Origin of the sequence: Streptomyces sp. NPDC002935 (assembly GCF_040611295.1) — a bacterium.
GTDB lineage: Bacteria > Actinomycetota > Actinomycetes > Streptomycetales > Streptomycetaceae > Streptomyces.
The window spans coordinates 166219-190571 of the sequence record NZ_JBEXNW010000014.1; the positions used below are offsets into that span (position 1 = coordinate 166219).

The following is a 24353-nucleotide window of genomic DNA, read 5'->3' on the forward strand; positions in this document are numbered from 1 at the left end:
ATCACACAGACCTGAAGGCCTCATGCCCCCCACGCTCGCCTCGCTCGTCCACCACTCCGCGCTCAAGCTCACGGTGCGCGCGGGCGAGGACCGCCTGGACGTGCCCGTCCGCTGGGCACACGTCAGCGAGCTCGCCGACCCCGTGCCGTACATGGAGGGCGGGGAACTGCTGCTGATCACCGCGCTCAAGCTGGACGCGGACGATCCCGACGTCATGCGGCGCTACGTGAAGCGGCTGGCCGATGCCGGAGTCGTCGGGCTCGGATTCGCCGTCGGGGTCAACTACGAGGAGATCCCGAAGGCGCTCGTCGACGCCGCCGAGGAGGAGGGGCTGCCACTCCTCGAAGTGCCCCGGCGCACCCCCTTCCTCGCCATCAGCAAGGCCGTCTCCGCCGCCATCGCCGCGGACCAGTACCGAGCCGTCACCGCCGGGTTCGCCGCACAGCGCGAACTCACCAAGCAGGCGCTGAGCGGCGGGCCGGAGGGACTGCTCACCGCACTCGCCGCACAGGTCGACGGATGGGCGGCGCTCTACGACGCGTCCGGCGCCGTCGTCGCCACCGCGCCGGACTGGGCGGAGCGCCGCGCCGCGCGGCTCACCCCGGACGTGGAGCGGCTGCGGGAGCGGCCCGCGCCCGCGAGCTCGGTGGTGGGCGGGGAGGACCGCGTCGAACTGCACTCCCTGGGAACAGGACGCAGGCCGCGCGCCGCGCTCGCCGTCGGCACCGCCGGAGCCCTCGGCACCGCCGAGCGCTACGCCGTGCACTCGGCGATCGCCCTGCTGACGCTCACCACGGAGCGGTCGCGATCCCTGCACGCGGCCGAGCAGCGGATCGGCGCGGCCGTGCTGGGGATGCTGCTCGCCGGGGAGCCCGACCACGCCCGGGCCGTCGCCGGGGACCTGTACGGCGAACTGCTCGACGCGCCGTTCCGGCTGATCATCGCCGAGTCGGTGTCCGCGTCGGCCGGGCGGGCGCACGCCGACGGGCACGCGCGCGTGGGCGCCGCCGCGCCCTCGAAGACCGCCGTCGCCGTTCCCGACGTCAGCGGCGATCCGCTGGGCGGCCTCGCCGAGGTCGTCGAGTCCGCCGCCGCACGCTCCGGGGAGTCCGTGCTCGTCGTGCCCGACGGGGAGCGGCTGGTCGTCCTCGCCGTGGACGGGGGCGCCGCGGTCGCGGCCTGCGGGGACCACGCCGCGGTGCTGGAGGCGGCGCGGACCGCCCCGCGCGAGCAGTCCGCCGGAGCCGCCGCGGACGAGACCGAACTCGTCGTCGGCCTCTCGGCACCCGCCGGTCCGATCGCCGCCCGTGCCGCCTACAAGCAGGCCGAACAGGCCCTGTCCGTCGCCCGGCGGCGGGGCCGGTTCCTCGTCGAGCACGAGGAGCTGGCAGCCGGGTCCGTTCTGCCGCTGCTCGCGGACGACGCGGTGCGGGCGTTCGCGGACGGGCTCCTGCGGGCGCTCCACGAGCACGACGCCACCGGGCGCGGGGACCTCGTCGCCTCGCTGAGGGCGTGGCTGTCGCGCCACGGACAGTGGGACGCGGCCGCCGCCGACCTGGGCGTGCACCGTCACACCCTGCGCTACCGGATGCGCAGGGTCGAGGAGATCCTCGGCCGGTCCCTGGACGATCCCGATGTCCGGATGGAACTCTGGCTGGCCCTGAAGACGACGGCGGCGACGGGGGAGTAGGCCGACTCCCGCCCCGGACGGCATCTCGGACCCCGTCCGGCCCGGAGCGTCCGTGGTGCCGCGCGGCCCCGGCCCCGCCGCACGCGCATCCCCACGATCAGTCCAAACCGGCGCACCCCACCCCCCGACTGCTACGCGCCGGACAAACGACCGGTGGTGGGACCGGCCCTACCGTGGAGCGGGAAAGCCAAGACCACCAGAAACACCCCTCGACATGGAAGGGCCGGGACTCGCACATGCCCCAGAAAGAAATTGTGGGGGTCACCCACGCCTTCTGGCTCGCCGGCCGCCAGGCCACCGGTGAGACCACGTTCGACGTCACCTCGCCGTGGGACGGCAGGGTCGTCGGTCAGGTCAGCGTGCCCACCGAGGCGCAGGTCGAGGAGGCCGTGGCCGCGGCCCACGCCGTGCGGGACGAGTTCGCCGCCACGCCGGCCCACGTACGCGCCGCCGCCCTCGACCACGTCTCGCGTCGCCTCGCCGAGCGCACCGAGGAGATCGCGCAGCTCATCTCCGCCGAGAACGGCAAGCCGATCAAGTGGGCCCGCGGCGAGGTCGGCCGCGCGGTGTCCGTGTTCCGGTTCGCCGCGGAGGAGGCCCGCCGGTTCAACGGCGGCGAGGCCCAGCGCCTCGACACCGACGCGGGCGGTCAGGGCCGGCTCGCCCTCACGCGCCGCTTCCCCAAGGGTGTCGTCCTCGGCATCGCGCCGTTCAACTTCCCGCTGAACCTGTGCGCCCACAAGGTCGCCCCGGCCATCGCCGCCGGCGCCCCTATCATCCTGAAGCCGGCGCCCGCGACCCCGCTGTCCGGCCTGATCATCGGTGACCTGCTGGCCGAGACGGACCTTCCGGCGGGTTCGTGGAGCATCCTCCCCGTCGCCAACGAGCGGATGCCCGCCCTGGTCCAGGACGAGCGTCTTCCGGTCATCTCCTTCACCGGGTCCGAGACGGTCGGTTACGCGATCATGGACTCGGTGCCGCGCAAGCACTGCACCCTGGAGCTGGGCGGCAACGGCGCGGCCGTCGTCCTCGCCGACTTCGCGAGCGACGCGGACCTGGACTGGGCCGCGACCCGGATCGCGACGTTCTCCAACTACCAGGGCGGCCAGTCCTGCATCTCGGTGCAGCGCGTGATCGCGGACGCGTCGGTGTACGAGCGGCTGCTGCCGCGCATCGTCGCCGCCGTCGAGGCCCAGGTCACCGGCGACCCGTCCGACGACAAGACGGACGTCGGCCCGCTGGTCAGCGAGGCCGCCGCCGAGCGCGTCGCGTCGTGGGTGGACGAGGCCGTCGCGGCCGGTGCCATGCTGCTCACCGGAGGCAAGCGGGACGGCGCCTCCTACGCGCCGACCGTCCTCGCCGACGTGCCGGCCGATGTCACGATCTCCCGCGAGGAGGTCTTCGGGCCGGTCCTCACGGTGCAGAAGGTCGACGGCGAGGCCGCCGCGTTCGCCGCCGCCAACAACTCCAAGTACGGCCTGCAGACCGGTGTGTTCACGCACGACCTGCAGACCGCGTTCCGCGCCCACCGCGCGCTGGAGGTGGGCGGCGTCGTGATCGGCGACGTGCCCTCCTACCGCGCCGACCAGATGCCCTACGGCGGTGCGAAGCAGTCCGGCGTCGGCCGCGAGGGCGTCAAGTTCGCGATGGACGACTACACCTACGAGCGGGTGCTGGTGCTGACGGGTCTCGCCCTCTAGACGGAGACCTCACCGAAGCCGACGGCCGGAGCCCACTGTGCGGGGGCTCCGGCCGTCGGCCTGTCGGGACGTGACCGAAAACGGCGTGTCCGGTGACAATCGTTTTCACCTAAGGTCGCCCGGGAAGGGGCCCGGCGCCGATGCCTTCCGGCGCCGGGCCCCTGTGCCGGCTCCTCCGGACCCTCAGCCGGAGAAGCCGACGTGCGTGAGCCGGACAGGCCCGCGCAGTCTGAGGTGGACGTCGTGCACACCGCCGGCGGTGAACGCGGTGGCGAGGGTTCGGTAGTCGTAGGGCCCCTCGGACCCGCTCGGCGCGAGCTCGGCGACCGTCGGTCCGCCGTCCAGGGACACGTCGACGACCCCCTCGCCCGCCGCCTCGACGGTGATCCGGGTGACGCCGTCGCCGAAGTCGCAGTCCCGGTGGACAAGTTCGCCCGTGCCGCCGTCCACCGGGGTCACCGCGTCGCCCGCGACCTTCGTACGGTCGACGATGGCCGTGTTTCGCTGCTCGTCGAAGTCGACGGCGTTCAGGCCGTGTTCGCGGACGGGACGGGGGGTGCCCGGCTCGCCTTCGAGTTCCACGGTCGCGCCGAGCCGGATGTCCTGACTGGACGCGCCGACCAGCAGCTCGTACGCACCGGGTTCCAGGCGTCGGCGGCCGTGTGCCACGTCCCAGAACTCGAAGACGGAGAGCGGGAGTTCGAAGGAGAGGGTCGCCGAGGCGCCCGGAGCGATCCGGACCCTATGGTGCGCCGCCAGCTCGCGGCGCGGACGGGGCACGGACGGGGCGACCGCGCGGGTGTAGAGCTGGGCGACCTCGTCCGCGGTCACCGTCGAGGTGTTGGTGACCGTGCAGGAGACCGTCAACGCGTCCGCGTTTCGCCGGACTTGAAGATCGGCGTAGGCGAACGAGGCGTAGGACAGGCCGTGTCCGAACGGGAACAGCGGAGTCCCCTCGAAGTAGAGATAGGTCTGACGGCCGCCGATCACGTCGTAGTCGAGCAGGCCGGGCAGGTCGTCGTCCCCGGCGTACCAGGTCTGCGGCAGGCGGCCCGCGGGGGAGACGTCGCCCGCGAGGACGCGGGCCAGCGCGGTGCCCGCCGCCTGGCCGCCGTGCGCGGTCCACAGCAGCGCGGGCAGGTCGGCGTGGTCGACCGCGTACGGGTAGGCGGAGACCAGGGCCAGCACCGTGTCCGGGTTCGCGGCGCGGGCGGCGCGCAGCAACCGCTCCTGATGGGCGGGCAGCCGCAGTGTCGTACGGTCCTCGGTCTCGCGGCCGTTGATGTGCGGGTCGTTGCCCGCGACGACGAGGACCACGTCGGCCGACGCGGCGGCGCGGGCCACCGCGTCCTCGCCGCGCTCGGTGAACTCCAGCTCGAAGATCTCGGCGTTCCCGGGGTCGTCGGCAACCTTCACACCGTCGGCGGCGACAGAGACGTACCTGCCCGTCCCCAGGTGCTTCAGGAGGTGGCCGTTCTCATGGGATGCGGAGGGTTCCAGGCGGAAGGTCTCCTGGACCACCCAGCCGCCCGGCTGGTCGGCGGAGGCGCGGACGAGGCCGTCGTCGGCGACCGAGAGATAGCGGCCGTCGGGGGCGCGCAGGGTGAGGATGCCCTCGCCCCAGTCGATCAGCGCCAGTTCGCTGCCGACGGCGTCGGCGGTCAGCGGAGGCAGGTCCGTACGGCCCGCGAGCAGCGCCGGATCGAGGGCGCCCTCCGCGCCGCGCACCTCCTCGTACGTGTCCTCGGCGGCGGGCACCGCGAGATACCGGCCGGACGACGTCCTCAGACGTACGCGGTCCACGCCCTCGGCGAAGTCCACCCGCTCGGCGCCGAACCGCTCGTACAGGCCCTCCAGCGGGGTCGAGCGGTGGATGAGCGTGCCGCTGTACCAGTCGAGCTTGCACTCGTCGGCGAGCAGGCCGACGACCGCGACCCGGACGTCGGGGCCGAGCGGCAGCAGGCCGTCGTTCTTGAGGAGGACGATCGCCTGCTCCGCGGCTTCCCGGGCGAGCGCCCGGTGGGCGGGTGTGTCGAAGTCCTTGGTGTCGGCGTACGGGTCGAGGCGCGGGTCGAACTCGCCGAGCCGGAAGCGCACGGTGAGCTGGCGGCGGACCGCCGTGTCGATGTCGGCCTCGCTCAACAGGCCCCGATCCAGGGCGCCCCGGACGCGTCCGGCGATCAGCGAGCCGTCCGTGCCGTGGTCGGTGAAGCTGTCGACGCCGGCCCGGAGCGAGGCGGCGGTCGCCTCCTCGTGGGTGTCGAAGTAGTGCTCGGAGTCGACCAGGTTGGAGGGCGCGCCCGCGTCCGAGCAGACCAGCAGCTCCTGGTCGGTCCAGGTGCGCAACTGCTCGCGCAGATGGGGCGAGACGTGGTTGGGGCGGCCGTTGACCAGGTTGTACGCGGGCATCACTCCGGCGACCGCGCCCGCCTCGACGGTCTCGCGGAAGGCGCGCAGATCGTACTCGTGCAGCACTCGCGGGCGGACGGACGAGGACGAAGTGTCCCTGCTCGTCTCGTTGTTGTGCGCGAGCCAGTGCTTGAGGACCGGTGCCGTGCGCCAGTAGGCCGGGTGGTCGCCGCGCAGCCCGCGGGTGTACGCGGTGGCGAGGGCGGAGGTGAGCGCCGGGTCCTCCGCGTAGCCCTCCTCGTTGCGGCCCCACAGCGGGTGGCGCAGCAGATTGACCGTGGGGGACCAGATGTTGAGGCCCACGCGGTCGTCGTCGGCGCGCATCGCGCGGACCTCCGCCGAGACGGCCTCGCCGATCCGGCGCACGAGATCGCCGTTCCAGGTCGCGCCGAGCCCGACGGCCTGGGGGAACACCGTCGCCGGACCCATCCAGGCGACCCCGTGCAGCGCCTCCTGACCGGTGCGGAAGGCCCGCACACCGAGTCGTTCGACGGCTGGCGCGAACTGGTGCAGGAACGCGATCCGTTCGTCGAGGGTGAGCCGCGCCAGCAGGTCGTCGACGCGCTTCGCGAAGGGCAGGCTCGCGTCACGGAAGGGCGGCATGGGCGGCGTCTGTGCGGTCACGTGGTGATCCCTTTGCGGTGGAGCGACGAGACACTTTCGAAGCGCTTCGATGGTCGTTCGACAGAGAGGTGGGTGTCAAGACACCCGGGCACCTCAACCGCGTTTCTCGGCCGTGATGTCAAGTGCCAGGCGGAGCCGCTCTGTTACGTGACACCTCCGAGGAATCTTGGGATCGACCCTTGTGCACCCCCAGGCGTTCACTTAACCTCGCAGCAACATCGAAGCGCTTCGACTGTGAGGCTCTCCTCCCCGGAGGCCCCAGCCCTCCGAGGACCGCTTCGGCTCAGCCGGATCCACTCAAGACACCGCAGCCGACGGCTCCCCCGCCGGGTGTCCTGCTGTGCGCCATGAAGGGTTGACGCAATGACGCCGAACTCCGCCACCTCCGCCCCCAGCCGGAGAAGCTTCCTCGCCTCCACGGCGGTCGCAGCGGCCGCCGTGGCCGGCGGAATGCCCCTGCTCGCCGCCTGCGGCGGCGGACAGGACGGCAAGAAGGACGGCACCACCTCGGGGAAGGACGCCCAGAAGATCCTTCCGACGTTCGTGGCGTCGAGCGTCGTCACGCCCGACCTTCCGTCGAAGAACGGATCGGCGGCGGGCTTCACCGGGGCGATCGACCTGAAAGCGCTGAAGACGTCCGTCCCGAAGAAGCTGGGCGGCGGCAGCGACCTGAAGATCATGTCGCCGTTCTGGGGCAGCCCGCCGGCCGACGACAACGCGTACTACACGGCCATGAACGAGGCCATCGGCGTCAAGGCGACCTGGCAGAACCAGGACGGTAATACCTACGACGAGAAGCTGGGCGCGATCCTCGCCTCCAGCGACATCCCGGACGTGGTGGTCGTCCCGGGCTGGAACCTGAACGGCAAGATACCCAGCGCCATCAACGCCAAGTTCGCCGACCTCGGCCCGTATCTGTCCGGCGACAAGGTCAAGGAATACCCGAACCTCGCGGCCGTACCGACCGACGCATGGCAGCGCTCCATCTTCGGTGGCCAGTTGCGCGCGATCCCGATGCCGGCCTCGTACGTCACGAACATCGCGCCCTTCTACCGCAAGGACATCTTCGCCAAGAAGGGCTACACCCCGCCCACGTCGCCCGACGAGTTCCTGGCCTGGGCGAAGGAGGCCACTGACGCCAAGGCGAAGGTGTGGGCCTGCGACGACCTCAAGTGGACGGCCTTCAACATCTACGGCGTCCTCAACGGCAGCGACAAGGCGCTCTGGTGGGACCTGAGGGACGGCAAGCTGGTCAACCGGATCGAGACCGACGAGTACCTCGAAGCTCTGGAGTGGACGCGCAAGCTGTACGCGGCCGACGTCGTCCACCCCGATGCCAAGGCCGTCAAGGGCGACGCGTCCAACCGCTTCACCGCGGGCCAGTCCCTCGTCTTCAACGGCGACCTGTCCTACTGGTACGGCTCGACGGCCGAACAGCGCACCCAGAAGACGGACTTCGAGATGGGGGCGTTCGACATCTTCGGCCCCGAAGGCGGCAACCCCACGCTCTGGGCGACCCAGCCCGCGGGCATCTTCACCTTCGTCAGCAAGAAGGCGTCCAAGCAGCAGATCAAGGACTTCCTCGCGCTCGCCGACTACTGCGCGGCTCCGTACGGCACCAAGGAGTACATGCTCACGGTCTACGGCGTCGAGGGCACCGACTACACACTCAAGAACGGTCTGCCGACCAAGACCACCAAGGGCACCAACGAGGTCAACGGCGCCTACGACTACACCGGTGGCCCCGCGGCCTACCTCGCCCACCCCGATCTGCCGGAGATCGCCAAGCTCCAGGTCGAGTGGCAGCAGCGCATGGGCGCCTTCACCAAGAAGTCCTCCTTCTACGGCCTGACCATCACCGAGCCCAACCGGTGGACCAACCTCGCCAACGACTTCGAGCAGCTGGAGGACGACGTCGTCCGGGGCCGCAAGAAGATCAGCGACATGCAGCAGGCCGTCGCGGACTGGAAGCAGAAGGGCGGCGACGACCTGCGCGCCTGGTACAAGAAGCTGCTCGACGACAACGGCTCCGCGGCCAAGTGACCCAGGACTGAGGCAAGGAGAAGGCCGTGTCCCACAGCACGGTGCCTCGGAGCAGGGCCGGGGCCAAGGCGGGCAAGAGGAGCCCGGACGGGAGTCCACCGGACGGCGCCTCCGCGCGCGCCACCCGGCGGGCCCGGAAGAGCGCCGGACAGGACGCCGGAAAGCTGGGCTTCCGGCTGCGGTTCAGACGCGACCGCACCCTGATCCTGATGACCCTGCCCGCGATCGCGCTGATCCTCGTCTTCACCTACATCCCGGTCCTGGGCAATGTCGTCGCCTTCCAGGACTACGACCCGTATCTGAGCGACAACGGCTTCGTCGCGATGTTCGAGAGCCCCTGGATCGGCCTGGAGAACTTCCAGCGGATCTTCGCGGACTCGGCCTTCTGGCACGCGGTGCAGAACACGTTCGTGCTCTTCTTCCTCCAGCTGGTGCTGTACTTCCCGATCCCGGTCCTGCTCGCGCTGCTCATCAACAGCGTGGTCAGGCCCCGGGTCCGGGCGGTCGCCCAGGCGGTCATGTACCTCCCGCACTTCTTCTCCTGGGTCCTCGTCGTCACCGTCTTCCAGCAGATCTTCGGCGGGGCGGGCATCATCGCGCAGACCCTGCGCCAACACGGGCACCAGGGCATCGACCTGATGACCGATCCGGGGATCTTCAAGTTCCTGGTGACGGCCGAAGGCGTCTGGAAGGACGCGGGCTGGGGCATCATCGTCTTCCTCGCGGCCCTGTCGGCCGTCTCACCCGACCTGTACGAGGCCGCCGCCATGGACGGGGCCGGACGCCGGCGCCGGATGTGGCACATCACCCTGCCCGCCCTGCGCCCGGTGATCGCCCTGCTCCTGGTGCTGCGCGTCGGCGACGCGCTCACCGTCGGCTTCGAGCAACTCCTGCTCCAGCGCGACTCGGTGGGCCCCGGCGCCTCCGAGGTCCTGGACACCTACGTCTGGTGGAACGGCATCCGCAACCAGGACTTCGGTTATGCCGCCGCCGCCGGACTGGTCAAAGGCGTGGTCGGCCTGGGGCTCGTCCTGACCGCCAACAAGGTCGCCCACCTCATGGGTGAGCAGGGGGTGTACAAGAAATGACCGCCGTGACGTACGAACCGCGCGACAAGCCCGGCCGCTGGGCGGCACCGCCCCGGCCGCCCTGGGAGGAGGTGCCGTCGAAGGCCGGCCTCGCGGGCAAGGGGCTCACCCTCACCCTGGCCGCCTTCGCGATCCTCTTCCCGCTCTGGATCGTCATCGTCACCAGCCTCCAGTCGAAGAAGACCATCGACGCGGCCGGCGGGCTGGTGGTCATCCCCAAGGGCGTCACCTTCGTCGCCTACAAGGAGCTGCTCACCGGCGGGCAGGTGCAGCGCGCCGCGCTCGTCAGCGTCGGCGTGACCCTGGTCGGCACCCTGTTCAGCATGGCGGTCTCGGTGCTGTGCGCCTACGGTCTCTCGCGCATCGGATCGCTCGGCCACCGCTGGCTGTTGATGCTGCTGCTCGCCACGATGTTCTTCGGCGCCGGACTCATCCCCACCTATCTGCTGGTGCAGGCCCTCGGCCTCACCGACACCTATCTCGCGCTGATCCTCCCCAGCGCGGTCAGCGTCTTCAACATCCTGGTGCTGCGCGCGTTCTTCATGGGCATCTCACCCGAACTCGTCGACAGCGCCCGCATCGACGGCGCCGGCGACTGGCGCATCCTGTGGCAGATCGTGATGCCGCTCTCCCGCGCGGTCCTCGCGGTCATCTCGCTGTTCTACGCGGTCGGCTACTGGAGCGCATGGTTCAACGCCTCCATCTATCTGACCGACCAGAAGATGATGCCGCTGCAGAACGTCATGATCCAGCTGGTGCAGAAGCAGGAGCGCCCCGTCGGACTCGCCACACAGATCAACACCGGCCAACTGTCGCCGCTCGCCGTCCAGATGGCCGTCATGGTGATGGCACTGCTGCCGGTGGCGGTCCTCTCGCCCTTCGTCCAGCGGCATTTCAAGAAGGGCATGCTCACCGGCGCCGTGAAGGGCTGACCCCGGCCGCCCCCCGCACCCTCGCGAGCCTCCGCACGCCCACTTCTTCGCCGCCCCTCCGCTCGCCGCGGCCGACCTGCCCCTGACCGGCGGTCGGCCGCGGCGGTCCACACGTCACGATCGAGGTAGGTCATGCGCACGCCCCGCGGAACCGCTCCGGAATCCGGGCGGCCCAGCCTGAGCGACGCCACCCGGGGCCGCATTCTCTTCGGGGGCGACTACAACCCCGAGCAGTGGCCCGAGGAGACCTGGCACGAGGACGTACGCCTCATGAAGGAGGCCGGCGTCAACTCCGTCACCCTCGGCGTCTTCTCCTGGGCCAGGCTGGAACCACGCCCGGGAGCACGGGAGTTCGGCTGGCTCGACCGGCTGATGGACCTGATGCACGAGCACGGCATCGGCGTCGTGCTCGCCACCCCCACCTCCTCACCGCCCCCCTGGATGGGCCGGCTGCACCCCGGGACGCTGCCCCGGGACGAGGACGGCCGCATCGAATGGTGGGGCTCCCGGCAGCACTTCTCGCACTCCAGCGCCGTCTACCGCCGCTGCGCCGCCGCCATCACCGAGGACCTGGCCGCCCGCTACGCGAGCCACCCCGCCCTCACGATGTGGCACATCAACAACGAGTACTGCACCTTCGACTACGGCGACGAGGCGGCCGCCGCCTTCCGCCGCTGGCTCCGGGACAGGTACGGCACGATCGACGCCCTCAACACGGCCTGGGGAACGGCCTTCTGGGGTCAGGGCTACGACGGCTGGCCCGAGGTCCTTCCACCGCGTCACGCGCACTACATGAAGAACCCGACGCAGGTGCTCGACTTCAAGCGGTTCACCTCCGACATGCTCCTGGAGTGCTACGTCGCCGAGCGTGACATCGTGCGCCGCCACAGCCCGCACACGCCGGTGACCAGCAACTTCATGCCGATGTGGGCCGGGCAGGACGCCTGGCGATGGGCCGCCGAGGAAGACGTCGTCTCCGTCGACATCTATCCGGACCCGCGCGACCCCCTCGGCGCGCAGAACGGCGCACTCGTCCAGGACATGACGCGTTCCCAGACCGCGGGCGGTCCCTGGATGCTCATGGAGCAGGCGGCCGGAGCGGTCAACTGGCGCGGCGTGAACCACCCCAAGCCGCGCGGCCTGAACCGCCTGTGGTCGCTCCAGGCCGTGGCCCGCGGCGCCGACGCCGTCTGCTACTTCCAGTGGCGGCAGTCCCGGCAGGGCGCGGAGAAGTTCCACTCGGGGATGATCGGCCACGCGGGGGAGCAGGGCCGCACCTTCCAGGAGATCAAGCGGATCGGCGCCGAACTCGCCCGCATCGGCCCACATGTGACGGATCGTCATGTCGTCTCGGGTGTCGCGATCCTGCACGACTGGAACTCCTGGTGGGCGGGCACGCACGACGGCCGCCTCTCCACGGAGACCGATTACGCCGAGGTCGTACGGGCCTGGCACCGCGCCCTGTGGGAGGCCCACCTCACCACCGCGTTCGCGCACCCCGAGCACGACCTCTTTGCCTACCGGATGGTCGTCGTGCCCCAGCTGTATCTGCTCACGGACCCGGCGATCGACAACCTCCTCGCCTATGCGCGATCGGGCGGCACGCTCGTCTGCGGCTTCCACACCGGCGTCGCCGACGAGGACGACCGGGTGCGGCCGGGCGGCATGGACGAGCGGCTGCGCGACCTGTTCGGCATCCGCACCCTGCACGAGTGGTGGCCGCTGGACGCGGGCGAGACCGTCGCGTGCGACGGCTTCACGGGCACGCTCTGGTCCGAGGAGATCGAGCCGGACCGGACCGCGGTCGTCGAGACCCGCTACCGGGGCGGCGAGCTGGACGGACTGCCCGCCGTGCTCCGCAGGGGCGCCGCCCGGTACCTCTCCACCCTTCCCGAACCGGCCGCCCTGCGCGCACTGCTGGCGCGGGCAGCGGACGACGCGGGTGTCCGGCCGGTGCTCGCCGGGCTGCCCGAGGGTGTCGAGGCCGTCCGGCGCGGCGATCTGCTCTTCCTGCTCAATCACGGGCGCGACGCGGTGACCGTCGAGGTACCGGGCACCCACCGCGACCTGCTCGGCGGCGCCTGTGTGCGCGACTCCGTACGACTGGAGCGCTACGGAGCGGTGGTGCTCGCCCCGTGACGGACCACGTCCACGCTGACGACGCCCCCTGCGCCGGCGCCCGAAGCGAAAACACTGCCACCGCCGCCACCCGAACGGACGGCGCCCCTACCGCTGCCCCCGTCCACGGAACCTGGGAACCCCGGCCCGCCGCCCGCTGGGAGGACGCCTTCCTGAGCGGGAACGGCACGCACGGCGTCATGGTGTTCGGCGATCCGAACGACGACCGGGTGATCGTCAACCACCATCGTCTGATCCGTCCGAACGGCAGCGCGGACTCCCGACCGCCCGAGCTCGCCGACCGCCTCGCCGACGTACAGGACCGGTTGCTGGCCGGAGACGTGAGGGCCGGGGAGGACTTCACCGACGGACGGCCGCTGCTGTGGGTGCAGCCCTTCCACCCCGCCTTCCAGCTGCGGCTGCGCCGCCCGGCCACGGAGCGCGGCGCCTACCGGCGGGAGGCCGACTTCACCACCGGTGTCGTCGCCGCCGGGTGCGCCGACTGGCGCAGCGAGGTCTTCGTCTCCCGCGCCGACGACGTGATCGCGCAGTACGTGACCGCCTCCGACCTCGCGGTCGACGTGACGCTTGACCACCGGCTGCCGGGCGCGCCCGCCGACCTGGCGGTGGGACACGGTGCCGGCCGCACCCCCGAGGGCGCCCTCCTCACGCTGCGCGCCCGCTATCCGGCCGGCGACCTGGCGTACACCGGGGTCACGCTCCTCGTCACCGACGGCCGGACCCGCCCCGCCCTTCCCGGCGTACGGGTCGAGGGCGCCCGCTCGATGCTGCTGCTCACCCGGGTACGCCGGCACCCGGGCGACCTGGACGCCCTCGCCGAGGTCCGGGCGCTGCGGGAGCTGCTGCCCGGGGCGGGCCACGGTGACGAGGACATCGAGCACGCGTACGCCCACCTGCTGTCCCGCCACACCGCCCTGCACCGCGCCGCCTACCTCCGGGTCACCCTCGACCTGCGCGCCGATTCCTCCGAACGAGCGCTCCCCGGGTCGGAGTTGATCCGACGTCCGAAGAGCCCCGCCCTCCTGGAGCGGCTCTTCGCGGCCGGCCGCTACCACCTGCTCTCCTCGGCCGGCACGCTGCCGCCCCGGCTGACCGGGCTCTGGACCGGCGACTGGGACACCGCCTGGTCCGGGGCGTTCACCACGGACGCCAACCTCAACCTGCAGACCGCGTCGGCCGCCGCGGCCGCACTCCCCGAGGTCACCGAGGCGCAAGCCGCCCTGATCCACGGCCAGTTGCCGAACTGGCGGGACAACGCCCGAGCCGTCTTCGGCGCGCGCGGTGTCGTGGCCCCCGCGCACACCGACGGCGAGTCGGGCCACATCTACCACCTCAGCCGCGCGTACCCGCTGCATGTATGGACCGCGGGCGCCGACTGGCTGCTCAAGCCCCTCGTGGACCACGACGAGACCCGCGGCGCACGCGACCCGCGGCTGGCCGCCGCACTCGCCGAAGTGGCGTGCTTCTACGAGGACTTCCTCACCCGGACCGACGACGACGGCCACCTGGTGATCGTGCCGTCCTACTCCCCGGAGAACCGTCCCGCGAACGCCGGATGGATCACCGTCAACGCCGCCATGGACCTCTCGGCGGCCCGGCACGCCCTGCGTACGGCGGCCGCCTACCACCCGGGGCCCGACGCGGAGCGCTGGCGCGCGCTCGCCGACCGGCTGCCGCCGCACCGGGTCAACGCCGAGGGCGCGCTGGCCGAGTGGGCCCGGCCCGGACTCGACGACACCTACGACCACCGGCACCTCAGCCATCTCTACGGCGTCTGGCCGCTCGACGAGATCAACCCGTACGACACCCCCGGGCTCGCCGCGGCGGCCCGTCGCGCCCTCGAACTGCGCGGCGCCGAGAACGACTCGGCGCACGGCCACCTCCACCACGCCCTGGTGGCCGCCCGGCTTCGGGACGCGGAGCGCGTGGCGGGCGCCCTCGACAACGTCCTGGCCGGCGACTTCTTCCACGTCTCCCTGATGAGCGGCCACTACCCGAACCGGCACGTCTACAACGCCGACGCCGCCCACACCCTGCCCGCCGTCCTCATCGAGACGCTGATCCAGTCCACCCCGGAGCGGCTCGTCCTGCTCCCCGCGCTCCCCGTCGGCCTCCCGAGCGGCGAACTCCGTGGCATCCGGACGCGGTTCGGCGCGGAGGCCGACCTCACCTGGACCCCCGACGGTGCCACCGCCGTGCTGCGACCGAGCCGCACCTGCCGCATCGATCTGCAGACTTCCACCGGCGCGCGACCGCTCTCACTGAGCGCCGGAGAAGACCGCGTCCTCACCCTGGGGCCGCGGTAGACCCCCCCCGCACTTCCCCCCACTCATGGAAGGGACACCATGACACTTCGCACCCTGAACAGGATCACCAAGGTCCTCGTCGCCCCGGCACTCGCCCTCGGCGCGACGATCGGCCTCGGCTCGGCCCCCGCCCAGGCCGCCGTCTGGTCCTCCTGCGACCAGTGGGGCAACAGCACGCTCAACGGCTACACGCTCTACAACAACATCTGGGGCTCCGGCGCGGGCAGCCAGTGCATCTGGGCCAACTCCGGCACCAACTGGGGAGTCTGGGCCAACCACCCCAACACCGGCGGCATCAAGTCCTACCCCAACTCCAAGAAGTACGTCGGCAAGACGATCTCGGGGCTGTCCTCCCTCACCAGCACCTACAACGTCACCGTCCCGTCCTCCGGCGCGTACAACACCTCGTACGACATCTGGGACACCGACTACGACTACGAGACCATGCTCTGGGTCAACTACAACGGCGCGGTCGGCGCGCTCGGCACCTCCCAGGGCACGCTCACGCTGAACGGCAACACCTGGACCGTCTACAAGGGCAACAACGGCGCGAACGACGTCTTCTCGTTCCTGCGCAGCTCCGACTCCACGTCCGGCACCGTCAACATCCTCCCGATCATGAGGTGGATCGCGAACACCAAGGGCTGGATGTCCAGTGGCGAGACCATCGGCGACGTGCAGTTCGGCTTCGAGATCACCTCGTCCGCGGGCGGGCTCGACTTCGCGACCAACAACCTGACGGTCAGCAGCAGTTGATCACCACGTGACAGTGCGGCCGGCCCCTCCCGGGGCCGGCCGCATCCGGCTATTCGGCCACCGGCAGGCGCGCCCCGTCCCGCAGGAACAGCGGGATCCGGTCCAGCGGAGCGTCGACCGTCACGGCCGAGCCTCCCTCGTACGTCTTCCCGGTCCACGCGTCCGTCCAGCTCGCGCCCGCCGGGAGGTACGCCGTACGGGCCGTCGCGCCCGCCGTGAGGACCGGCGCGACCAGCAGGTCCGGGCCGAGGAGGAAGGCGTCGTCCACCGACCAGGCCGCCTGGTCGCCCGGGAACTCCAGGAGCAGCGGGCGCATCACCGGCAGCCCCTCCTCGTGGGCCTCCCGCATGACGTCCAGCACGTACGGCTTCAGGCGTTCGCGCAGCCGCAGGTACTTCTCCATGATCGCGCCGGCCTCCTCGCCGTACGACCACACCTCGTTCGGGCCGCCGGTCATGTCGGGACCGAGCGGCAGGCCCGGGTCGCGGAATCCGTGCAGCCGCATCAGCGGCGACAGCGTGCCGAACTGGAACCAGCGGATCATGACTTCGCGGTACGCCGGGTCGTCCGGGTCGCCGCCGTGGAAGCCGCCGATGTCGGTGTTCCACCAGGGGATGCCGGACAGCGCGGTGTTGAGGCCCGCGGCGATCTGGCGGCGCAGCGTCGCGAAGTCGGTCCCGATGTCGCCGGACCACAGGGCTGCCCCGTAGCGCTGGCTGCCCGCCCAGGCCGAGCGGTTGAGGGACACGATCTCGGTCTCCCCGGCGGCGAGCAGGCCCTCGTAGAAGGTGCGGGCGTTCTCGCGGGGGTAGAGGTTGCCGACCTCCAGACCCGGACCCGCGTGGTAGCGCAGGTTCTCGGAGAAGCCCGGCTTCAGCTCCGGCTCGCAGGCGTCCAGCCAGAAGGCCGAGATGCCGTACGGATCCAGGTAGTTGTCCTTGACCCGTGACCACAGGAAGTCGCGTGCCTCGGGGTTCGTGGCGTCGTAGAAGGCCACCTGGACGGTGGAGGCGACCTGTTTGTCCGGCCAGTCGGCGTGCGCCATCGGTCCGTATTCGGTGCCGATGAAGTAGCCCCGCTGCTCCATGAGCTGGTGGTTCTCGGAGAGCGGGGAGACCGACGGCCACACCGACACGACCAGCTTGACGCCGAGTCCGGCGAGTTCGGCCTGCAGGGCCGCCGGGTCGGGCCACTCGGCCGGGTCGAACTTCCAGTCGCCGAGGTGGGTCCAGTGGAAGAAGTCGCAGACGATGACGGACAGCGGCAGACCTCGGCGCTTGTACTCCCGTGCCACGTCCAGGAGTTCGTCCTGGGTGCGATAGCGCAGCTTGCACTGCCAGAATCCGGCCGCCCACTCGGGCAGCATCGGCGTACGGCCGGTCGCCGCGCTGTAGCGGCGCTGGGCGTCGGCCGGAGTGCCCGCGGTGATCCAGTAGTCGATCTGGCGGGCGGAGTCCGCGACCCAGCGGGTGCCGTTGCCCGCGAGCTCCACCCGGCCGATCGCCGGGCTGTTCCACAGGAGGGTGTAGCCGCGGCTGGAGGTGAGCACCGGAATGGTGACCTCGGCGTTGCGCTGGATCAGGTCCAGGACCGCGCCCTTCTGGTCGAACAGCCCGTGCTGGTGCTGCCCGAGGCCGTACAGCCTCTCGCCGTCGTACGCGGCGAAGCGCTGCTCCAGACGGTGGTGGCCGTTGCCGGTGGGGGTGTACAGCCGCGGGCCGGGCCACCAGAAGTGGGCACGCTCCTCGGCCAGGAGTTCACCGCCGTCGCCGGTGCGGGTGAAACGGAGGAGTCCCTCGGCGCTCACCTCGACGGTCAGTGCTCCGACGGTCAACCGTCCTTCGCCGTCCTGGAGTTCGACGGTGCCCTCGGTGGCCTGCCGTTCGTCGAGCAGGGCTCCCGGCAGGCCGTCGAGCACGGGACCGCCGAGACGGGCGCGGACCCGGACGGCGTCCGGACCCCACGGTTCGATCCGGACGGTCTCCGTGCGACCGCTCCACTCCAGCGCGCCGTCCCGCTCACGGAAGGTGCCGACGGTCGGGGAGGACTGCGCGAGGCTGACCTGGGGCTGGGTTTCGGCAGGCTGATTCACGTGGAGTGCTCCTGAAGGAGTGCAGACATGAAGGAGTGCAGACATGAAGGAGTGCAGACAGGGAGTGCAGGCGGGGGCGCAGAGGGCGTGCGGACAGAGGGGTGCCCCGGCAGGGCACACGAAGGTCCGAGAAGGGGCCCGGAAGGGCCACCGTCGAAAGAGTCCCGGGTCAGGTCAGGGAGCGGCCGGTGCCGGCCCCGTGCTCGCCCGTACCGTCAACTCCGGTGCGATCAGGACGACCTCGTCCTTGCCGTGCCCTTCGAGCTTGGCGATCAGATGCTCGACGGCGTGCCGGCCCATCTCCTGCGCGGGGATGGCGACCGAGGTCAGCCGCACCGAGGCCTGGGTGGCGACCTGGTCCGGGCAGATCGCGATCACCGACACGTCCTCGGGCACGGCGCGGCCGTCCCGGCGCAGCAGGGCGAGCAGCGGTTCGACCGCCGACTCGTTCTGTACGACGAAGCCCGTGGTGCCCGGGCGCTCGTCGAGGATGCGGGCGAGGGTGAGGGCCATCGCGTCATAACCCCCCTCGCACGGGCGGTGCAGCACCCGCAGGCCCAACTCCCTTGAGCGGGAGCGGAGTCCGTCGAGCGTGCGCTCGGCGAAGCCGGTATGCCGCTCGTAGACGGCGGGGGCCTCGCCGATGACAGCGATGTCACGGTGGCCGAGCATCGCCAGATGCTCGGCGCAGAGCGCGCCCGTCGCTCCGAAGTCGAGGTCGACGCAGGTCAGGCCCGTGGTGTCGGCGGGGAGGCCGATCAGCACGGACGGTTGGTCCGTCTCGCGCAGCAACGGCAGCCGCTCGTCGTCGAGTTCGACGTCCATCAGGATCATCGCGTCGGCGAGCCCGCTGCCGGTGACCCGGCGCACCGCGTCGGGCCCCTCCTCGCCGGTGAGCAGCAGGACGTCGTACCCGTGCGTCCGGGCGTTCGTGGCCACCGCGATGGCGATCTCCATCATCACGGGTACGTACATGTCGGTGCGGAGCGGAACCATCAGCGCGATGATGTTGGACCGGCTGCTCGCCAGGGCCCGGGCGCCCGCGTTCGGGTGGTAGCCGAGCTCCTGGATGCTCCGCTCGACCCGCTGCCGGGTGCCCGCGGAGATGGACCGCTTGCCGCTGAGGACATAGCTCACCGTGCTCGCCGAGACTCCGGCGTGCTGGGCGACCTCGGCGAGGGTGACCATCCAGCTCTCCAAGCTTTGTGAAGCGCTTCGACAGTGCGCGCGGTGCGGATAGGGGCGAGTGAGGGTGGCTCGACACTAGCCCGGTGGAGGAACCGTGTCCATAGGTTGTCGAAGCGCTTCGACAAGGAAATTCCTGAACGCGTTTCGGCATCCTCCTGAGCGCGCGGCGGCCCCCTGACCGGCGTACCAAGACCGTCCCCCGTCAAGGACCTTTGGCGCAATACCGCCGACCGTGCCTGTCCGTGAAGGTGAGGGCCTGGGCGAGGGGCGTGACGGCCGGTGCCCGGCCGGCGCCCATTGGGCCGAACGCTGCGCGAGGACTGGTGGGGTCACCCGGAATCAGGTAAATACGATCGAGTAGAACCGGTCGGTAACGAACAGTCCCAAGATCCCTATTCGCGGCGAGGTGAGCCTCATGTCCGCAACACCCCACCAGCCCACAGTCACCGAACGTGAGGCACGACAGGTAGCCGAGGCCGCGCGCGAACAGGGCTGGCAGAAGCCCAGCTTCGCCAAGGAGCTGTTCCTCGGCCGCTTCCGGCTCGACCTGATCCACCCGCACCCGCTCCCGGCCGACGAGGACGTGCAGCGCGGCGAGGAGTTCCTGGCCAAACTGCGCGACTTCTGCGAGACGAAGATCGACTCCGCCCGCATCGAGCGCGAGGCGCGGATCCCGGACGAGACCGTCAACGGGCTCAAGGAACTCGGCGCCCTCGGCATGAAGATCGACACCAAGTACGGGGGACTCGGCCTTACCCAGGTGTACTACAACAAGGCCCTCGCCCTGGTCGGCTCGGTGAGCCCCGCGATCGGCGCGCTGCTGTCCGCCCATCAGTCGATCGGCGTACCGCAACCGCTGAAACTCTTCGGCACCCAGGAACAGCGGGACACCTTCCTGCCGCGCTGCGCCCGCACCGACATCTCCGCCTTCCTGCTCACCGAGCCGGACGTCGGCTCCGACCCGGCGCGGCTCGCCACGACCGCCGTACGCGAGGGCGACGACTACGTCCTCGACGGGGTGAAGCTGTGGACGACCAACGGCGTCGTCGCGGATCTCCTCGTCGTCATGGCGCGCGTCCCGAAGTCCGAGGGCCACAAGGGCGGCATCACGGCGTTCGTGGTGGAGGCCGCCTCGGAGGGCGTCACGGTCGAGCACCGCAACGCCTTCATGGGCCTGCGCGGCCTGGAGAACGGCGTCACCCGCTTCCACCAGGTGCGGGTGCCGGCCGCCAACCGCATCGGACCCGAGGGCGCGGGCCTGAAGATCGCCCTCACCACCCTCAACACCGGCCGCCTCTCGCTGCCCGCCATGTGCGTCGGCGCGGGCAAGTGGTGCCTGAAGATCGCCCGTGAATGGTCGGCGGTGCGCGAACAGTGGGGCAAGCCGGTCGCCCTCCACGAAGCCGTCGGCTCCAAGATCTCCTTCATCGCGGCCACCACCTTCGCCCTCGAAGCCGTTCTCGACCTGTCGTCGCAGATGGCCGACGAGAACCGCAACGACATCCGCATCGAAGCCGCCCTCGCCAAGCTGTACGGCTCCGAGATGGCCTGCCTCATGGCCGACGAACTCGTCCAGATCCGCGGCGGCCGCGGCTTCGAGACGGCCGAGTCGCTCGCGGCCCGCGGCGAGCGCGCCGTCCCCGCCGAGCAGGTCCTGCGCGACCTGCGCATCAACCGCATCTTCGAGGGCTCCACGGAGATCATGCATCTGCTGATCGCCCGTGAGGCCGTCGACGCCCATCTCTCGGTGGCCGGCGACCTCATCGACCCCGACAAGTCCCTCTCGGACAAGGCGAAGGCGGGCGCGAACGCCGGAGTCTTCTACGCCAAGTGGCTGCCGAAGCTGGTCGCCGGCGCCGGTCAACTCCCGCGCTCGTACAACGAGTTCCACCACGAAGTGGACCTATCCCCGCATCTGCGCTACGTCGAGCGCAGCGCCCGCAAACTCGCCCGCTCCACCTTCTACGCCATGTCGCGCTGGCAGGGCCGCATGGAGACCAAACAGGGCTTCCTCGGCCGGATCGTCGACATCGGCGCCGAGCTCTTCGCGATGAGCGCGGCCTGCGTACGGGCCGAACTCCTGCGCACCACAGGGGAACACGGCCGCGAGGCCTACCAGCTCGCCGACGCCTTCTGCCGCCAGTCCCGCATCCGCGTCGAGGAACTCTTCGGACGCCTGTGGACCAACACCGACGACCTCGACCGCAAGGTCGTCAAGGGCGTCCTGTCGGGCACCTACACCTGGCTGGAGGAAGGCGTCGTCGACCCGTCGGGCGAGGGCCCCTGGATCGCCGACGCGACACCCGGTGCGAGCACGATGGAGAACGTCCACCGACCCATTCGCTGACGATCGTCCCGGTGACGCCGACGGGCCCCGTCCGCCACCGCGCTGCTTGCCGCGCCGCAGCAGGGCGCCGACAATGAACGCAACGGCGAACGGGGAACTCCACCGCGACGCCCCGGCGGTTTTCCCCGGCATCGACCGCGCCGGACTGCGAGGGAATTCCCATGCCAGGAAAAGGTCTCGACGCCATCACCGGAAGGATCATGCGGGCGGGCGAGGGCCGGATGCTGCGCCGCCTCGAACGCGTCGCCGAGCAGGTCGGCTCCCTGGAGGAGGAGTTCAAGGCGCTGACCGACGAGGAACTCCAGGCACTCACCCCGGAGTTCAAGGAGCGGTACACCGCCGGAGAGAGCCTCGACGACCTGCTGCCGGAAGCCTTCGCCGCGATGCGCGAAGCGTCCCGCCGCATCCTCGGCATGCGCCACTTCGACGTACAGATCATGGGCGGAGCGGCGCTGCACCTCGGCAACATCGCCGAGATGCAGACCGGCGAGGGAAAGACCCTCGTCGGCACCCTGCCGGTGTATCTGAACGCCCTCACCGGCAAAGGCGTCCACCTCGTCACCGTCAACGACTACCTGGCCCGGCGTGACGCCGAGTGGATGGGGCGCGCCTACCGCTTCCTCGGCCTGACCGTCGGTGTCGTCAAGACACAGTCGACCCCCGCCGAACGGCGCGCCCAGTACCTCTGCGACATCACCTACGGCACCAACACCGAGTTCGGCTTCGACTATCTGCGCGACAACATGGCCTGGTCCAAGGACGAACTCGTCCAGCGCGGCCACCACTTCGCGATCGTCGACGAGGCCGACTCGATCCTCATCGACGAGGCACGCACCCCGCTGATCATCTCCGGCCCGGCCGACCAGCCGACGCACTGGTACGAGGCCTTCGCCGCGTTCGCCCAGCACATGAAGGGCGTACGGGTGCAGGAGGAGCAGTTCACCACGCAGGCCGACAAGGACCACCTCGCCGAACTGCGGATGCGCCACGACTACGAGTACGACCCGAAGAAGCGCACGGTGGCGATCCTGGACCCCGGCGTCGACTACCTCCAGGACCAGCTCGGCATCGACAGCCTCTACGAGTCCGACCACACCCCGCTGATCGGGCACCTCAACAACGCCCTCAAGGCCAAGGAGCACTTCAAGAAGGACAAGGACTACGTCGTCGTGGACGGCGAGGTGCTGATCGTCGACGAGCACACCGGCCGCATCCTCGCCGGCCGCCGCTACAACGAGGGACTGCACCAGGCCATCGAGGCCAAGGAAGGCGTCACGATCAAGGACGAGAACCAGACCCTCGCCACGATCACCCTCCAGAACTTCTTCCGCCTCTACGACAAGCTCGCCGGCATGACCGGCACCGCCATGACCGAGGCGGCCGAGTTCCACCAGATCTACCAGCTCCACGTCGTCCCGATCCCCACCAACCGGCCCATGGTCCGGCGCGACGACCCCGACCAGATCTACCGCACCGAGGAGGCGAAGTACGCGGCGATCGTCGCCGACATCGCCGAGAAGCACGAGCTCGGCCAGCCGGTCCTGGTCGGCACCACCTCCGTCGAGAAGTCCGAGGTGCTCTCCAGGTGGCTGCGCAGGCAGGGCATCCGGCACGAGGTCCTCAACGCCAAGAACCACCAGCGCGAGGCCCAGATCGTCGCCCAGGCGGGACGCCGGGGCGCCGTCACCGTCGCCACCAACATGGCCGGCCGCGGCACCGACATCATGCTCGGCGGCAACCCCGAGGCCATGGCGCTCGCCGAGACGGGCGAGGACGCGGACCCGCAGGAGCGGCACCGGGTGCTCGACCGGATCACCACCGCGGTCGCGGCCGAACACGACGAGGTCAAGGAACTCGGCGGGCTCTACGTGCTGGGCACCGAACGCCACGAGTCACGACGCATCGACAACCAGCTGCGCGGCCGCTCCGGCCGGCAGGGCGACCCCGGCGCCTCCCGCTTCTACCTCTCGCTGGAGGACGACCTGATGCGGCTGTTCCGGGCCAACGTCGTCGACCGCGTGATGGCCATGGCGAACGTCCCCGACGACGTACCCATCGAGAACAAGATGGTCACCCGCGCCATCGCCTCCGCCCAGGCACAGCTGGAGCAGCAGCACTTCGAGTCCCGCAAGGACGTCCTGAAGTTCGACGAGGTCCTCAACCGGCAGCGCACGCTCATCTACGCCGAACGCCGCCGCGTCCTGGCCGGCGAGGACCTGCGCGAACAGATCGTCCACTTCATGGAGGACACCGTCCGGGCGTACATCGAGCAGGAGACCGGCGAAGGCTTTCCGGAGGAATGGGACCTGGAGCGGCTGTGGAGCGCACTCGGGCAGCTGTACCCCGTGGCGATCACCGTCGAGGAACTGGAGGACCGCCACGGCGGCCGCGACAGCCTGACCACCGAGCGGGTCGTCGAAGCGGTGACCGACGACATCCGCACCCGGTACGAGGAACGCGAGGCGGAACTCGGCTCCGAGACCCTGCGCGATCTGGAGCGCCTCGTCGTCCTCTCCGTCCTCGACCGCAAATGGCGCGAGCACCTCTACGAGATGGACTACCTGCGCGACGGCATCGGCCTGCGCTGGACACTCGGCCGCGAGCCGATCATCGAGTACGAACGCGAGGGCTTCGACATGTACGGAGCGATGACCGACGCCATCAAGGAGGAGTCCGTCGGCTATGTCTTCAACCTGGAGGCCGCGGCCCCGGCCACCGGGGCCCTCGAACGCCGCGACCGCACCGACGGCCTCCACTTCACCGCACCTACGCTCGACACGGCGGACGGCGTGGTCAAAGGCGCGTTCCTCCACACCGAGGACCCCTCGGCCGCGCCGGCCGCTCCCCGACCCGACGACGGCCCGCCCGCACGGGACCGCGCCCGGCCGCCGCGGTCCAAAGCCAGACGCCGCCGCAAGCGCTGACCTGCGGATCAGTACGGCGGCCGGCCACGCCCGAACCCCCGGCCGGTACGCACCCGCCCGCCGCCGGCCGCCCGCGGTCGCCACGCCCCGCACAGCCCCTCGGCGCGGTCGGCCG

13 protein-coding genes are annotated in these 24353 nt (G+C 70.7%); 10 read left to right on the forward strand and 3 right to left on the reverse strand.

Annotation, left to right across the window (positions count from 1 at the left end; genetic code table 11):
- The first annotated feature begins 22 nt into the window (after nt 1-22).
- Both ABZX90_RS21070 and ABZX90_RS21075 read left to right on the forward strand, forming a co-directional pair.
- Nucleotides 23-1690 (forward strand): PucR family transcriptional regulator, encoded by a 1668-nt coding sequence (locus ABZX90_RS21070; RefSeq protein ID WP_351123500.1) that lies wholly within the window; start codon nt 23-25, stop codon nt 1688-1690.
- Between the two features lie 254 nt (nt 1691-1944).
- The gene (locus ABZX90_RS21075) at nt 1945-3390 is read left to right on the forward strand and encodes an aldehyde dehydrogenase family protein (RefSeq protein ID WP_351123823.1); all 1446 of its coding nucleotides are present in this window, start codon (nt 1945-1947) and stop codon (nt 3388-3390) included.
- A 183-nt stretch (nt 3391-3573) separates the two neighbouring features.
- On the opposite strand, the gene ABZX90_RS21080 is transcribed toward ABZX90_RS21075, so the two are convergent.
- Entirely contained in the window at nt 3574-6423 is a 2850-nt protein-coding gene (locus ABZX90_RS21080) for a glycoside hydrolase family 3 C-terminal domain-containing protein (RefSeq protein ID WP_355206861.1), read from the reverse strand.
- 363 nt (nt 6424-6786) lie between these two features.
- On the opposite strand from ABZX90_RS21080, the gene ABZX90_RS21085 reads away from it, so the two are divergent.
- The 6 genes from ABZX90_RS21085 to ABZX90_RS21110 all read left to right on the forward strand — a co-directional run bounded on the left by ABZX90_RS21085 (nt 6787) and on the right by ABZX90_RS21110 (nt 15687).
- Nucleotides 6787-8466 (forward strand): Tat pathway signal sequence domain protein, encoded by a 1680-nt coding sequence (locus ABZX90_RS21085; protein ID WP_355206864.1) that lies wholly within the window; start codon nt 6787-6789, stop codon nt 8464-8466.
- 26 nt (nt 8467-8492) lie between these two features.
- Complete coding sequence (locus tag ABZX90_RS21090) at nt 8493-9554, forward strand: ABC transporter permease subunit (protein WP_355206867.1); 1062 nt, start codon at nt 8493-8495, stop codon at nt 9552-9554.
- On the forward strand, nt 9551-10486 hold the full coding sequence (locus ABZX90_RS21095) for a carbohydrate ABC transporter permease (RefSeq protein ID WP_355206869.1): 936 nt from the start codon (nt 9551-9553) through the stop codon (nt 10484-10486). Before ABZX90_RS21090 ends, ABZX90_RS21095 begins: the two co-directional genes overlap by 4 nt.
- A 132-nt stretch (nt 10487-10618) precedes the next feature.
- Nucleotides 10619-12625: a beta-galactosidase gene (locus tag ABZX90_RS21100; protein ID WP_355206872.1), complete on the forward strand. Its 2007-nt coding sequence runs from the start codon at nt 10619-10621 to the stop codon at nt 12623-12625.
- On the forward strand, nt 12622-14931 hold the full coding sequence (locus ABZX90_RS21105) for a glycoside hydrolase N-terminal domain-containing protein (RefSeq protein ID WP_355206875.1): 2310 nt from the start codon (nt 12622-12624) through the stop codon (nt 14929-14931). Before ABZX90_RS21100 ends, ABZX90_RS21105 begins: the two co-directional genes overlap by 4 nt.
- 39 nt (nt 14932-14970) lie before the next feature.
- Nucleotides 14971-15687, forward strand: a complete 717-nt coding sequence (locus ABZX90_RS21110; protein ID WP_355206878.1) for a hypothetical protein — start codon at nt 14971-14973, stop codon at nt 15685-15687.
- A 49-nt stretch (nt 15688-15736) separates the two neighbouring features.
- Here ABZX90_RS21110 and ABZX90_RS21115 read toward each other — a convergent pair whose 3' ends face one another.
- Both ABZX90_RS21115 and ABZX90_RS21120 read right to left on the reverse strand, forming a co-directional pair.
- Nucleotides 15737-17779, reverse strand: coding sequence for a glycoside hydrolase family 31 protein (locus ABZX90_RS21115; RefSeq protein ID WP_355206881.1), 2043 nt, complete (start codon nt 17777-17779; stop codon nt 15737-15739).
- Nucleotides 17780-17953: 174 nt separating this feature from the next.
- Nucleotides 17954-18967 carry a LacI family DNA-binding transcriptional regulator gene (locus tag ABZX90_RS21120; RefSeq protein ID WP_351123481.1) on the reverse strand — a complete coding sequence of 338 codons (1014 nt, stop codon included), beginning with the start codon at nt 18965-18967 and terminating at the stop codon, nt 17954-17956.
- Nucleotides 18968-19382: 415 nt separating this feature from the next.
- On the opposite strand from ABZX90_RS21120, the gene ABZX90_RS21125 reads away from it, so the two are divergent.
- Both ABZX90_RS21125 and secA read left to right on the forward strand, forming a co-directional pair.
- Nucleotides 19383-21314 (forward strand): acyl-CoA dehydrogenase family protein, encoded by a 1932-nt coding sequence (locus ABZX90_RS21125; protein ID WP_355206884.1) that lies wholly within the window; start codon nt 19383-19385, stop codon nt 21312-21314.
- A 161-nt stretch (nt 21315-21475) separates the two neighbouring features.
- Nucleotides 21476-24238: a preprotein translocase subunit SecA gene (secA, locus tag ABZX90_RS21130; RefSeq protein WP_355206887.1), complete on the forward strand. Its 2763-nt coding sequence runs from the start codon at nt 21476-21478 to the stop codon at nt 24236-24238.
- Nucleotides 24239-24353: the final 115 nt, after the last annotated feature.